General features: G+C 65.1%; 13 protein-coding genes. 7 read left to right on the forward strand and 6 right to left on the reverse strand.

Annotation, left to right across the window (positions count from 1 at the left end; genetic code table 11):
- The first annotated feature begins 7 nt into the window (after positions 1 to 7).
- From BB347_RS14035 to BB347_RS14045, 3 genes are all read left to right on the forward strand, one after another.
- Positions 8 to 1,186 (forward strand): aspartate kinase, encoded by a 1,179-nt coding sequence (locus BB347_RS14035; RefSeq protein ID WP_076583272.1) that lies wholly within the window; start codon positions 8 to 10, stop codon positions 1,184 to 1,186.
- A 119-nt stretch (positions 1,187 to 1,305) separates the two neighbouring features.
- Positions 1,306 to 2,016, forward strand: a complete 711-nt coding sequence (locus BB347_RS14040) for a hypothetical protein (RefSeq protein WP_076583274.1) — start codon at positions 1,306 to 1,308, stop codon at positions 2,014 to 2,016.
- A gap of 150 nt (positions 2,017 to 2,166) precedes the next feature.
- Entirely contained in the window at positions 2,167 to 3,513 is a 1,347-nt protein-coding gene (locus BB347_RS14045) for a tryptophanase (protein WP_076583276.1), read from the forward strand.
- Between the two features lie 48 nt (positions 3,514 to 3,561).
- Here BB347_RS14045 and BB347_RS14050 read toward each other — a convergent pair whose 3' ends face one another.
- The 4 genes from BB347_RS14050 to BB347_RS14065 all read right to left on the reverse strand — a co-directional run bounded on the left by BB347_RS14050 (position 3,562) and on the right by BB347_RS14065 (position 6,015).
- On the reverse strand, positions 3,562 to 3,921 hold the full coding sequence (locus BB347_RS14050) for a hypothetical protein (protein ID WP_076583277.1): 360 nt from the start codon (positions 3,919 to 3,921) through the stop codon (positions 3,562 to 3,564).
- A gap of 240 nt (positions 3,922 to 4,161) precedes the next feature.
- On the reverse strand, positions 4,162 to 4,578 hold the full coding sequence (locus BB347_RS14055; protein ID WP_076583279.1) for a GNAT family N-acetyltransferase: 417 nt from the start codon (positions 4,576 to 4,578) through the stop codon (positions 4,162 to 4,164).
- Positions 4,579 to 4,606: 28 nt separating this feature from the next.
- Positions 4,607 to 4,849, reverse strand: coding sequence for a ubiquitin-like small modifier protein SAMP2 (gene samp2, locus BB347_RS14060; protein ID WP_076583280.1), 243 nt, complete (start codon positions 4,847 to 4,849; stop codon positions 4,607 to 4,609).
- A 65-nt stretch (positions 4,850 to 4,914) separates the two neighbouring features.
- On the reverse strand, positions 4,915 to 6,015 hold the full coding sequence (locus BB347_RS14065; protein ID WP_076583282.1) for a bactofilin family protein: 1,101 nt from the start codon (positions 6,013 to 6,015) through the stop codon (positions 4,915 to 4,917).
- Positions 6,016 to 6,181: 166 nt separating this feature from the next.
- Here BB347_RS14065 and BB347_RS14070 point away from each other — a divergent pair, with 166 nt between their 5' ends.
- Positions 6,182 to 7,174: a replication factor C small subunit gene (locus tag BB347_RS14070; protein ID WP_076583283.1), complete on the forward strand. Its 993-nt coding sequence runs from the start codon at positions 6,182 to 6,184 to the stop codon at positions 7,172 to 7,174.
- 46 nt (positions 7,175 to 7,220) lie between these two features.
- Here BB347_RS14070 and BB347_RS14075 read toward each other — a convergent pair whose 3' ends face one another.
- Both BB347_RS14075 and BB347_RS14080 read right to left on the reverse strand, forming a co-directional pair.
- Positions 7,221 to 7,910: a hypothetical protein gene (locus BB347_RS14075; RefSeq protein ID WP_076583285.1), complete on the reverse strand. Its 690-nt coding sequence runs from the start codon at positions 7,908 to 7,910 to the stop codon at positions 7,221 to 7,223.
- A complete protein-coding gene (locus BB347_RS14080) occupies positions 7,907 to 8,665 on the reverse strand; it encodes a hypothetical protein (RefSeq protein WP_236995954.1) in 759 nt (252 codons plus the stop codon). Before BB347_RS14080 ends, BB347_RS14075 begins: the two co-directional genes overlap by 4 nt.
- Before the next feature lie 241 nt (positions 8,666 to 8,906).
- Between BB347_RS14080 and alaS the strand changes: the two genes are divergently transcribed.
- From alaS to BB347_RS14095, 3 genes are all read left to right on the forward strand, one after another.
- Positions 8,907 to 11,687, forward strand: a complete 2,781-nt coding sequence (gene alaS / locus BB347_RS14085; RefSeq protein WP_076583288.1) for an alanine--tRNA ligase — start codon at positions 8,907 to 8,909, stop codon at positions 11,685 to 11,687.
- Positions 11,688 to 11,839: 152 nt separating this feature from the next.
- Positions 11,840 to 12,622: an alpha/beta fold hydrolase gene (locus BB347_RS14090; protein WP_076583290.1), complete on the forward strand. Its 783-nt coding sequence runs from the start codon at positions 11,840 to 11,842 to the stop codon at positions 12,620 to 12,622.
- 100 nt (positions 12,623 to 12,722) lie between these two features.
- Positions 12,723 to 14,021 (forward strand): class I adenylate-forming enzyme family protein, encoded by a 1,299-nt coding sequence (locus BB347_RS14095; protein ID WP_170872020.1) that lies wholly within the window; start codon positions 12,723 to 12,725, stop codon positions 14,019 to 14,021.
- The last annotated feature ends 15 nt before the right edge of the window (positions 14,022 to 14,036 follow it).

Raw genomic sequence — 14,036 nt, forward strand, 5'->3', positions numbered from 1 at the left:
TGGAACCATGCGCGTTGTAGCCAAATTCGGCGGAACGAGCCTGGGAAGCGGGGATCGGATCAACCGAGCGGCGGACTCGATCGCTGCAGCCGTCGAGGACGGCCACGAAATCGCCGTCGTCGCCAGCGCGATGGGGTCGACGACCGACGACCTGCTCGAGGAGATTACCTTCGAGACCGACGAAGCCGACCGCGCACAGATCGTCAGTATGGGCGAGCGAACGTCCGTTCGCATGCTCAAGGCCGCGCTGGCGGCGCGCGGGATCGACGCAACGTTCTTCGAGCCGGGTGCGGACGGCTGGCCGGTCGTCACCGACGAGTACGGCGAGGTCGACGTCGAGGAGACGCAAACGCGCGCACTCGAGGTCGCAGACGATCTCGAGGAGACGGTACCGGTGCTCACCGGGTTCCTCGCGGAAGGCCCGGAGGGCTCCATCACGACGCTCGGACGGGGTGGCAGCGACACGACGGCGGTCATGATGGGCAAGTACATGGACGCCGACGAGGTCGTCATCGTCACCGACGTCGAGGGCGTCATGACCGGCGACCCTCACGTCGTCGAGGGAGCCCGCAACGTCGGCGAAATTTCCGTCGACGAGCTCCGGAACCTCTCCTTTCGCGGGGCCGAAGTCGTCGCGCCGTCCGCTCTCTCCTACAAGGGAGGAAATCTCGACGTTCGCGTCGTCCACTACCAACACGGCGACTTGCTCTCGGGCGGGACGAGCATCGAAGGCGAGTTCAAGAATCTCGTCGACCTGCGAGAGCGCCCGCTCGCTTGCTTGACCGTCGCCGGCCGCGCAATCCGTAACGAACCCGGAATCTTCAACCACCTCTCGGAGGCGCTCGCCGAGAGCGACGTCAACATCGACGCCGTCGCGAGCGGCATGGACACCGTCACGTTCTACATCGACGAGGAAGAGGCCGAACGCGCCGAGAACATCCTCCACCGCGAGGTCATCGCCCGCGACGAACTCTCGAGCGTCACCGTCGACTCGCCGACCGCAGTCGTTCGCGTGACTGGCGGCGAACTTCCCAACCAGCCGGGCATCATCAGCGAGATCGTCAACCCCATCGCCGAAGAACGCATCCACCTGCAGGACATCATCACGAGCGCGACCAGCGTCGCCCTCTTCGTCGAGTGGGACGACCGCGAGAAGACCCTCGAGTTGACCCAGGACCTCTTTTAATCCCTGTCCGTCGGTTGTTTCGCTGTGTGACTGCTGAGCACGGTACGACGTGCATAACGCTGTCGTCACCCGTCGGTAGCGAGTTCGTAACGAATACCGTGAGTCTCACAGCTCCTGTCATGACCGACGACTCGCCAGGAACGCGCGTTTTCGAGACCATCGAACCGGACCCCGACGCAGTGCTCGAGGCGTTCGACGTCGACGCACCCGACGACCTCCTCGAGTCCGGGCGGCCGGACGACGCGGACGGAGACGACGGCGCGAACGAGATGGACGATATCGAGATCGACGACACGACGGCCGCCGAGTTGTTCGACGAGTTAGCGGCGATCGAAACGACGGACGGGCAGTCCTCGCAATCAGTCCAACCGACGAGTGACGGCGATTCCGATGTCACGGCGGACGGCTCGAGCGAGTCCGACGCGGGTGTCGAGGACGCTACCGTGTGTCCCGCTGATCACGCCGATTCCGCCGGTCACGCCGAGTCCCACGGTGTCGGTGACGCCCTCGAGGAACTCGCGTTCGAGTTCGTCGGTGATTCGGACGTCATCGTTCGAGAGGAGGGCGACGCGGTCGAGTCGACGGCGGCCGAACTCAGCGCACTCACCGCGGGGAAATCGACCGCCGCCGAGGACGAATCCGAGCACACCGAGAGCCGCTCTCTCGACGACGGTGCCGACGCTATCGGCAGTACCGATGGGACCGTCTCGAGTGGGACGCACGTCGTCGACTCGGCCGCCGTAGACGGGTTCGAACTCGTCGGCCCCGATCCGACGCCGACGCGGGTCACGAACGACGCCTTCGGCAGTGTCGAGGTCGACGCTCGCTGAATTTCCGCGTCGAAGATTCGACTCCGCTCATTACGATTGCCGTCGACTCCGTCCATCGATGCTCCGATTCGTTCGGCAGCCGACGGTTCGAGACGCCACCGGACACGAGAATTCAACTAGACTGAACACGCGCGGCGGCGTCGAGTCGGTATGGTCGCGTACAAGTCCAAGGTGGTCGAGCGAATCCAGTTGCCGTCTCGAGAGCGGCGCGAACGAGCGCTCGAGCAGGCCGGGTACAACGTCTTCGATCTCGCTGCCGAGGACGTCTTTATCGATCTGCTGACCGACAGCGGGACCGGCGCGATGAGCGACGAGCAGTGGGCCGCGTTGCTCCGGGGCGACGAAGCCTACGCGGGGTCGCGAAGCTTCGACGAACTCGAGTCGGCGGTAGGAGAGGTGATGGGATTCTCCAACGTCGTGCCGACCCACCAGGGCCGCGGCGCGGAGAACGTCCTCTACGGCACGTTGCTCGAGGACGGCGACGTCGCGCTCAACAACACGCACTTCGATACGACGCGGGCCCACGTCGCGAACCAGGGGGCCGATCCCGTCGACTGTCCGGTCGCTCGAGCCCACGATCTGACAGTCGACGGTCCGTTCAAGGGCAACTTCTCGCTCGACCGTGCGCGCTCGGTCGTCGACGACGTGGGGTCAGAGCGCGTGCCGCTGGTAATTCTGACGGTCACGAATAACTCGGCGGCGGGACAGCCGGTCAGCGTCGAAAACACCCGCCGGGTCCGCGAGTTCGCGGACGAGATCGACGCGACGTTCGTGATCGACGCCTGTCGGTTCGCCGAGAACGCCGCGTTCGTCGCGCGGCGGGAAGCTGAGTTCGCCGACGCCGAAATCGGTGAAATCGCCCGCGAACAACTCGGCTACGCCGACGCGCTCGTCATGAGCGGGAAGAAAGACGGGTTGGTCAACGCTGGCGGCTTCGTCGCGACCGACGACGAAGCGCTCTTCGAGAAATGTAAGCAGCGGGCGATCCTCTACGAGGGGTTTCCGACCTACGGCGGGATGGCCGGTCGAGACGTCGCCGCGATGGCCGTCGGCCTCCGCGAGGCCGTCGAGGAAGCCTACGTCACGGACCGAATCGACCAGGTCCGCGCGTTCGCCGCGATGCTCGAGGACGTCGGCGTCCCGATTTACACCCCGCCCGGCGGCCACGCCGTCTACCTCGACGCGGGGGCCACACTCCCACACCTCTCACCCGACGAGTTCCCGGGGCAGGCGCTGGTCTGTGCGCTCTATCGAGAAGGTGGCGTTCGCGGCGTCGAACTCGGCAGTTTCGCCTTCCCCGGTACTGACCGGCCGGAACTGGTCCGACTCGCCGTGCCGCGTCGTACCTATCACGACGAGCACCTCGAGCACGTCGCCGAGACCGCCGCCGCCGTCCTCGAAACGCGCGAGTCGATCGACGGACTCGAGATTGCCTCCGAACCCGCGGTACCCGAATTACGTCATTTCACGGCGTCGCTCGAGCCGATCTCGTCTTGACTGGCGTTCGTCGACAGTCGCGAAAAGTGGTCGCCTGGCGTTCGTCGATCAGCCTGAGAGCATCCCTCGAGCGCGATCACGAACGGTTGGCTCCGATTCGGACTGGCCTCCCAGTCGACGGTTCGCGACGCTCCGAACGCCCTGTTTCGCCGCCGGGGAGGTCGCGGCCGAGATCGCCCAGTCGGGAATCTGTGACTCGAGTTCCGCTCGTTTTTCGGCTTTGACCTGGCTGTACTTGCGTAACGCGAGTCCGACGCCGATGAACATCGCGGCGTCGAGGAGCTCTCGCCGGAATCGATCCTGGTCCTTCCGAAGTGCGATCGCTTTGGCGAGGGAGACGGCGCCGATCGCGAGGTACAGTTTCGAGCGTTTCGATGGGTCGCCACTGAGTATCCGTCCGAAGGCCATGCACCCGACGTACCACGGTCTGGACGATAAAGCTCGGCCGGAACTCGCCGGCTCTCTCGAGTGGGGGTCACTACGACCTGTCTCGGCAACTCCGCCGACACCGACGACGAGAGGGACTGGAATCGCTTTGGTCCCCGGCTAGAAACGCCGTTGGCGCTCGACTGGAAACGCTGTCAGCGCTCGTGCTGTCGGTGATTGCAACATCGACGCTCACGATATCGGGACTCACGACGCTGACGCTCACGACTCCTTGGATGCTACCGCGACGCCGTGGTACCGGTCCGATTCGGTCCGCTCGAGAGCGAAGCCGAGTCTGTCGTAGAACGGTCGGACGTCGCCGTCGAAGTGTGCCGTGAGTCGCCCTTCGCGCTCGATCCCCCGTTCGATCAGCGCGCTGCCGACGCCTCGACCTCGCTGGCGGCGGCGCACGGCGACGGCCGTCACGTGTGCACCCCGTTCGTGCTCGTGTGGCTCGAGGACAACGGTTCCCAGCAGCCGTTCGCTGCCGTCGCTTCCGCCGCGATAATCGCCGGCGACGAGGACGTGTTCGGTCTCGATCAGCGCCTCGACGTCGCCGTACTCGAGCATCGCCGCGTCGAGGATTCGGCGAGCCTCGAGTGCGTCTGCGGTCGTCGCGGGGCGAACGTGAACGGTCATGTTGGAATTCGAGTGCCTCGAAAAACCGCTATCCGCCCTTAATCAGGCGCAACACGGTTACCGATTCGCTCTCGACGGGCTGATCCTCGGGAACGGGCCGGCCGTCGACGAGGACGCTCACCTCGTGGGGGCTGAGATCGAGTTCGGCCAGCAGGTCCTGGTAGGTCGGGGTCACCTCCTCGGTATCAGTGACGTCCGTGGAACTCGGGGACACCGTCTCGAGGTCGATTTCGTGGGTATCCTCGCCCTTGACGTCGACGGTGACGTACATGGGTTCTCTTACGCGAGGCGAAACTTGAGCGCGTCGTTTGTGCAGCCGCGGTGACTGCTGACACCTTACTCTGTGGCTGGTCCGTCGGTTCCGGCTCCGGTTCGACGCGGGTACTCCCGTTTCCGGGCGTGACGCCAGCGCCCGACCAGTGCTCGAGCGAACGCGCCGAGGCCCACCAACAGGACGAACAGGGAAATCGCCTCGCCGATGACGGGGATCGGGAGCTGTGAGAGGACGGCACCGGCGACCAGCCCGACGACGAGTGCGAGCCAGCGATTCCCGAGTCCAACGAGCGAGAGGAGCCACGTGGCAACGGCGAACCAGCCGTAGACGAAGCCGATCCAGAGCACCAGTGCGAATAGCAACCCCCCGAACAGCGACAGTGGAATGCCGACGACGCTGATCGCGAGCGCGATCAGAACGATGGGGATCCCGAGGAGAGCGCCGACGCCGACCAGACCCGAGCGAAGGGGTTCTCCCGCGACGTGGCCGGCGACGCCGTCGGAGAAGCGCGGGAAGAGAGCGAGCAACAGGGCACCCACCAGCAGATTCGCCGCGAGGACGTAGGCCGCGAACACCCACGAGGCGAGCGGACCGATCATCGGCGCGCCGTCGACGCCGAGGGCGGGATCTTCCTCGAGTTCGCCCTCGACGACGTCCGTGTCTCCTTCGATCGTCGCGTCGTAGCGCAGGTCGCCGGCGACCTGCGCCTCGTCGCCGAGTTGGATCGTATCGGCTCCGATTTCGGCGTCGCCGTCGAGGGTGCCCGAAATAGTCACGACTCCCGCACCAGCCACGAGCGTGCCACCGACGGTCCCCGATTCGGTGACCGTGAGACTTCCCGCAGCGGCGTCGACGTCGCCGTCGACGGTTCCGGCGATCGTCACGCTTCCGCCGGCAGCCTCGAGATCGCCGCCGACCTCACCCGTCTCTTCGACGCGGACGTCGCCACCGACGGCGCTGACGTCACCGGTGACGGTCCCGCTGACGACGACGGTTCCGCCGAACGCCTCGAGGCTGTCGACCGTTTCGCCCTCCTCGACCACGACGGTCCCGCCAGTTTGGCCGTCAGTCTGGGCGGCAACCGATAGCGGAATCGTCCCACAGACTATCAGGACGACCAATACCACGACGAGACTCCGTCCGAGTGACCACTGCTCGAGCATTACCGTCGCTCTCACCGAGCAGCCGGTTAGAACTGTTAGTCGAATCCCGTGACCGTCATAATTCGGTCTATTGGCGTCCCTGACTGTTCCATTCGAGGGTCACTCGAGCGACTCGACCGAAGACGACCTTCGGTCGTTTTATCTTCGGCCCACTCTTTTCCCCGGTATGAGCGAGGCCGACGCCGAGGCGGCGGAGCCGACACCCGGCAAGACCGAAGTCTGGATCGAGAAGTACCGGCCCGAACGCTTAGCGGAGATCAAGGGACACGAGAATATCGTCCCGCGACTCGAGCGATACGTCGAACAGGACGACCTCCCCCACCTCATGTTTGCGGGCCCGGCCGGAACCGGCAAGACCACGGCTGCACAGGCCACCGCCCGCGAAATATACGACGACGACTGGCGCGAGAACTTCCTCGAACTCAACGCCTCCGACCAGCGCGGGATCGACGTCGTCCGCGACCGGATCAAGGATTTCGCCCGCTCGAGTTTCGGCGGCTACAACTACCGCATCATCTTCCTGGACGAAGCCGACGCGCTGACGAGCGACGCGCAGTCGGCCCTGCGCCGAACGATGGAGCAGTTCTCGAACAACACCCGCTTCATCCTCTCGTGTAACTACTCGAGTCAGATCATCGACCCGATCCAATCTCGCTGCGCGGTCTTCCGGTTCACCGAACTCTCCGAGACCGCGATCGAAGCCCAGGTTCGCGAAATCGCCGCGAACGAGGGTATCGACGTGACCGGCGACGGCGTCGACGCGCTGGTGTACGCGGCCGACGGCGACATGCGAAAGGCGATCAACGGCCTGCAGGCCGCGGCCGTGATGGGCGAAACCGTCGACGAGGAGACCGTCTTCGCGATCACCTCCACCGCTCGACCCGAAGAAGTCGAAGCGATGGTCGAACACGCCATCGGCGGCGACTTCACGGCCGCTCGAGCAGCCTTAGAGGATCTCCTGACGGAGCGCGGCCTCGCCGGCGGCGACGTTATCGATCAGCTTCACCGCTCCGCGTGGGAGTTCGATATTCCAGAGCAGGCGACCGTACAGTTGCTCGAGCGCCTCGGCGAAGTCGACTATCGAATCACGGAGGGTGCCAACGAGCGACTCCAACTCGAGGCGATGTTGGCGTCGCTGGCGCTCGAAAACGACGGATAGCGTCGTTCTGAGAGGGTTCTTTCTGTCGCAGAAAGGCGTCGTAAAGCTACGATTCGACTCGCTCGTCCGCCGCTCGCGGCTCTCGCCACGTGCGAATCGTCGCCTGCCAGTAGCACGCGAGAACGCAGACTGGCACGAGCCAGAGCACGCCGAAGGGTGCGTACCACTCGAGTGAACGCGGTGTCGTCGTCGCGACGAATCGAAGGACGCTAGCGGCGGCGACGACCGTTGCGATGGTGACGAAGATGAGTCGCGCGCTATCGAGGCCGACGCGTCGCCACGGTCGAAGCGACCCCGCTCGTCGAACGTCGGTTGCGAACAGCGCGAGCGCACAGGCCGCCGCGCCGACGGTCAGTCCGATTACGGCGTCGACGGTGAGGACGTACCGACCCGCAGCGAGGTACCCGAACCCGACGGGAACCAACGGCATCCCCATCGCGAGGGCCGGCCCGCCGTTCCAGACGGCGTAGAGAAACGGCACGACCGTGATCGTCGCCGTCGCGAGCGCGATCAGCCCTGCCGTGATGGTATCGAAGCGCGTCGACATCGACTCGAGTGCCACGTTGCCGATCGTGACCGTCGTCCCCGCGTAGCTGAGCGCGAAGAGCCCACTCAGGACGCCGAGGTAGGCGAATGCGAGTGCCGTTCGGCGTCGCTCGAGGCCGACGAGCGGATGGTCGAGCAGTCGGTACCCCGTGTGCCTTCGGCCCAGCGTGTGGTGGTCGTCGGTGCTCATGACTCCTCCGTCAGCGTCGTCTCCTCGCCGTCGGTTCGTTCCGTGATGACCGACGCGATGCCGTCGTGGTCGCCCTGCTCGTTATCGAGGTCGATCGCGTCCGGGGAGACGCGCCAGCCTGCAGCATCGAAGATGGCTTCGATCGCCGTCCGGGCGTCGCTGTAGGATTCGATTTCGTGCTCGGGGCGCGCGCCGGTGTCTTCGTGGGCTTGCATCGAGACGACGCCCTCGAACGACCAACAACGGACGTGGAGGCGACCGCTGGTCCCGTAGTACGTCTCAGCAGCCGTTCCCTCCTGACGGACGAACGTCTCGTCCGATCGGTCCCACCCGTATCGCGTGTACTCCTCGGGGCCGCGCAGCCACCCCTCCTCGTCGAGGACGGACATCACGCGCTCGAGTGGCGCACCGTCGCCTTCGGCGTCCTCGTCCGGAACGAGAACGACGTTGATCGGCGCCGTCGCGACGAACGCGTCTCTGTCGCCGAAGTCGTCGACGCCGTTGTCGATCGATCGGTACTGGTAGCGCGCGATGGGGGTTGCCTCCTCGTCGCTGATCGTCTCGTCAGTCCAGTCGGCCACCGAGGTCGGCGGATCGGCTCCTTGGACGGTTCGGTCGGCCGGCGTCGTCGCGGGCGGCGAGGGGAGTGCGACGATTCCGGCGATCGTCCCGGCCCCTGCCAACGCGCCCGTTCGGAGGACCGTTCGTCTCGTCGCCATCAGCGACACGGTCCCCGTTGCGGCTGTCTCCCCCACCTGCGGCCCGTTCGCCTCACCATCGGGTACCCGAATTTCGGATCCCGATCGAATTTCGCACCACCTGTCATTTTGGTATTACGTATTTCTCGTATTTTACTCTCCACTATATGTTTTCTCCTTCACATAACTCGCTAGCACTGCGTTCATCACTCGAGTGTCAATTCGGCCGCCGTCGGTGGATCTCAGCAGATGGGCGTTGCGGAACTGTTTTAGGCGCTGGCTCGCCAACACAGGTACAATGAGCGAACTGGCGGACGCGTACCGCCTCGAGTACTTCGAGGAGGAAGGCTTCGAGCGCAAGGAGTGTCCCTCATGTGGCGCGCACTTCTGGACTCGCGACCACGGCCGGGAGACCTGCGGTGAGCCGCCGTGTGAAGAGTACGACTTCATCGACAACTCCGGATTCGAGGAGGAGTACACTCTCGAGGAGATGCGCGAGGTGTTCCTCTCGTACTTCGAGGATCACGACCACGAGCGCATCGATCCCTACCCCGTTGCGGCCAATCGGTGGCGAGACGATGTCTTGTTGACCCAGGCGTCGATCTACGACTTCCAGCCCCTCGTCACGAGCGGCGAGACGCCGCCGCCGGCGAACCCGCTGACGGTCTCACAACCGTGCATTCGGATGCAGGACATCGACAACGTCGGCAAGACGGGTCGGCACACGATGGCCTTCGAAATGATGGCCCATCACGCGTTCAACGCACGCGAGGACTTAGACGACCCCGACCAGTACGCCTACCAGGGCGAAGTCTACTGGAAGGACCGAACCGTCGAACTCTGTGACGGCTTCTTCGAGTCGCTCGGAATCGACCTCGAGGAAGTGATCTACATCGAAGATCCGTGGGTCGGCGGCGGCAACGCGGGCCCCGCGATCGAGGTCATCTACCGCGGCGTCGAACTCGCGACGCTCGTCTTCATGTCCATGGAACAGGACCCGGACGGCGAGTACGAGATGAAAGACGGGAACCGCTACAGCCCGATGGACACCTACATCGTCGACACGGGCTACGGGCTCGAGCGCTGGACCTGGGTGTCTCAGGGCACGCCGACGGTCTACGAGGCGATCTATCCGGACATGATCGAGTTCCTCAAGGACAACGCCGACATCGACCACACCGACGACGAGTCGGAACTCGTCTACCGCGCCGCGAAACTCGCCGGGCACATGGACATCGACGAGGCCGAGGACATGGAAACCGCTCGCGGCGAGATTGCAGACGAACTCGACGTCGACGCGGGCGACCTCGAGGAGCTAATGGAACCGCTCGAGGACATCTACGCCATCGCCGATCACTGTCGCACCCTCGCGTACATGCTCGGGGACGGCATCGTCCCCTCGAACGTCGGGACGGGCTACCTCGCACGGATGGTTCTCCGACGGACGAAACGCCTCTGTGACAACGTCGGCGTCGACGCGCCACTGGACGAACTCGTCGACATGCAAGCCGACCGCCTCGAGTACGAGAACCGAGACACCATTCGCGACATCGTCCGAACCGAGGTCGAGAAGTACCGCGAGACGCTCGAGCGCGGGGGCCGTCGCGTCGAGGCGCTCGCCGAGGAGTACGCGAAGAAAGGCGAAGCGATTCCGACCCAGGAACTCATCGAACTCTACGACTCCCACGGCATCCAGCCCGATATGGTCGCCGAGATCGCCGACGACGCGGGAGCGGACGTCGACGTTCCCGACGACTTCTACAGTCTCGTCGCGAAGCGCCACGATACGCCCGAGGCCATCGACGCGGCCGAGGACGAGGAAGACGAACGCTTCGAGGATCTCCCCAAGACGGAGAAACTCTACTACGACGATCAACAGCGCACGCAGTTCGAAGCCGTCGTCCTCGACGTCTTCGAGCGCGAGGAGGGCTACGACGTCGTCCTCGACCAGACGATGTTCTACCCCGAAGGCGGGGGTCAGCCCGCCGATACGGGAACGCTCTCGACGGACGATACGACGGTCGAAGTCACGGACGTCCAGATCGAAGACGGCGTCATCCTGCATCGAACCGACGAGCGCCCGGGCAAGGGCGAGTTCGCCAACGGCCAACTCGACGCCGGCCGACGCCGGCAGTTGATGCGCCACCACACGGCCACGCACATCGTCATTCACGCCGCACGCCAGATTCTGGGCGAGCACATCCGACAGGCGGGTGCCCAGAAGGGCGTCGACAGCTCCCGGATCGACATGCGCCACTACGACCGAATCAGCCGCGAGGACGTCAAGCGCATCGAGTCGCTGGCAAACGACATCGTGATGGACAACACCGCAGTCACCCAGGAGTGGCCCGACCGTCACGACGCCGAATCGGAACACGGCTTCGGCCTCTATCAGGGCGGCATTCCGCCGGGCGAGCAGATCCGCCTGATCCACGTCGACGACGACGTCCAGGCCTGCGGTGGCACCCACGTCGCCCGAACCGGCGAGATCGGCACGATCAAAGTGCTCTCCACCGAGCGTGTCCAGGACGGCGTCGAGCGAATCACGTTCGCCGCCGGCGAGGCCGCCCTCGAGGCGACCCAACGCAAAGAAGACGCACTCTACGAGGCCGCCGAGATTCTGGACGTCTCGCCAGAAGACGTCCCCGAGACCGCCGAACGGTTCTTCGAGGAGTGGAAGGACCGCGGCAAGGAAATCGACGATCTGACCGAACAACTCGCCGCGGCTCGAGCCGGCGGCGGTGGCGACGCCAAAGAGGTCGAGGTCGGCGAGTCGACCGCGGTCGTCGACCGAATCGACGCCGACGTCGACGAACTCCGCGCGACGGCGAACGCCATCAGTGAGACGGGCAAGATCGCGGTGCTGGGAAGCGGACAGAACAGCGCCCAATTCGTCGTTTCGGTGCCCGACGACGTCGGCGTCAACGCTGGCGAAGTCGTCGGCGAACTCGCCTCGAGAGTCGGCGGCGGTGGCGGCGGCCCGCCGGACTTCGCACAGGGTGGCGGCCCGAACGTCGAGGATCTCGATGCGACGCTCGAGGACGCGCCGGATATCCTGCGACAGGTCCAGGACGCCTGAGCGACTCGAGACCGACCATCATTTGGGTGTCTGCTTCGCCGTGCTCGAGTGAATCGAAGATCGGGTTCGGGCGCGACACGAGTAGCAGGCTATCTCGGCAGCTAGCGTACGAATCCGAAACCGTCGCCTTGCTCCAGCCACATCGTTCTTCTATGCCCACTGCAACGAACGGCTCCGTCTCACTGCACTACGACCGCGAGGGCGAGGGTCAATCGGTCGTCTTCGTCTCCGAGGCCGGACTCGGGGGCTGGCTCTGGGGCTGGCAACACGCCGCCCTCGCCGGCCCCTCCGAAACCGTCGTCTGGGACCGTCGCGGGACGGGGCGCTCAGACGCACCGCCCGGCCCGTACAGCCTCGAGGACCTCGTCTCCGACCTCGAAGCCGTCCTCGCCGAGTGTGAGATCACAAACGCTCACCTCGTCGGCTGCGGTCTCGGTGGCGCGATCTCGCTGCGGGCCGCTCGAGATTCGAGTCGCGTCGGGACGCTGACGCTCTTCGGAACCGCTTCGCGAGCCGACGCGTTCGACCTCGAGTCCCTCGCCGCGTCCCCCGAAGACGACGAGGCGTTGCGAACGTCGCTCGAGACGGCGTTTTCGGACGCGTTTCTGGAAGCCCAGGCGGACGTCGTCGACGGCATCGTCGACTGGCGGGCCGACGGCGACGCCGACCCAGCGGGCTGGGACGCACAATTGGCTGCACTCGAGGAGTTCGACGCGACGGACTGGCTAATCGAGGTCACACAGCCGACGCAGGTGATCCACGGCGGAGCGGACGAACTGGTCGCACCCGCCGCTGGCGAGAACCTGGCGAACGGACTTCCCCGCGGCGAGTACGTCGAACTCGAGGGAGCGGGCCACCTCTGCTTCATCGAGCGTTCGCGGACGGTCAACGATCGGCTGGCGGGTTTTCTCGAGGCGCACGTCGACGCCGAGTGAACAGTCTCCACCGTCGAACCGATTTCGGCAAGACGGGCTTGCGAGTGACTCCCCGGCTACTACGGGCGAAAGTGTGGTATGCGTGTTCGTGACACTTTCGATGGCACGTCGGGCGGAGCGATTTCCCGATCGAACGGCGCTCGTCGATACCTCCGAGGAGCGATTGTATGCCCCCGCAGAAACGATACACGAGAACCGGGTCACTTACGGGGAACTCGCGGCGATCGTGGACCGAACTGCACAACACCTGACAGCACTCGGCATCGGTGCCGGCGACACCGTCTGTCTCCTCACGCGAAACCGGGTCGCCTCGCTGGCGATTTACTTCGCCTGCCGTCGACTCGAGGCCGCCTTCGCACCGATTTCTCACTGGCTCACACCGGTGACCGTCGAGCGCCCGTTCGCGGTTCTCGATCCCGACCTCGTCGTATCGGAAGCCGCCCAGCGCGACCTCGTCCGGTCGATTCCGTTCGACCGATCGGTCACGCTCGAGGAACTCGCAAATGCCGATCGAGCACCGATATCCGACGAAAACGGAGCCGACCACGACGGTCGTGACGAACCCGATGGCCGCAGCGACGATACCCGGATGCCGCTGGCGATTTTCCACGGTACCGAGGGTCGGCCGGTCGTGGGCTACACCGAACGCACGCTCGAGTGGAACTGCATCTCGGCGCTTCTCACCTGGGACCTCTCGCGGACCGACGTCGCCCCGCTCGTGGCACCCCTCTCGAGCGTGGCTGGACTCGTTCGGGTCGCGTTGCCGTTATTGTACGTCGGGGGGACCGTGCTGCTCGACAGGGCGTTCGACCCCGGTGACACCCTGACGGCGATCGGCGACGAACGCGCGACGGTTCTGGCCGGCAACCCACGTCCGTTGGAACAACTCGCAGCCGAACCCGGATTTGCGGAGGCCGCGGCGTCACTCGATCGAACCGTCGTCGAGCACTCCATGTCCGACGACGCTCGCACTCGGTATCGAGACGCCGGCGTCTCGCTCGCCAACGCGTACGGACGACTCGAGTGTCCGACCGCGTTGAGCCAGTCGTTCGACGCGGTTGACGACGACGCGACGGAGACCGCCTCTCCGGTCGTCGGTCGCCCGGTCGTGAACTGTCGCGCCCGAATCGTCGACGATGCGGGCAGCGTCCTCGCTGGCGAAAGCGAGGGCGAACTCGAACTCTCGGGCTCGGTCGTCGCCGACGGTTACGTCGATCCTGCTGGTATTGCGGACGGAAACTGGACCGTGAGTCTCGAGCGACAACGCGAGGCAGTTGACAACAGCGGTTCTGGGGACGAATCCGACGAGGTCGACGGAGACGCACGACTTTCAGACGGCTGGCTTCACACCGAACAGTCAGTTCGGCGAACCGAAGACGGAGACTACCAGCTTCGATGACAGTCTCCCCAACTC

The organism is Natronorubrum daqingense, from assembly GCF_001971705.1.
In the GTDB taxonomy this organism is placed as follows: Archaea; Halobacteriota; Halobacteria; order Halobacteriales; family Natrialbaceae; genus Natronorubrum; species Natronorubrum daqingense.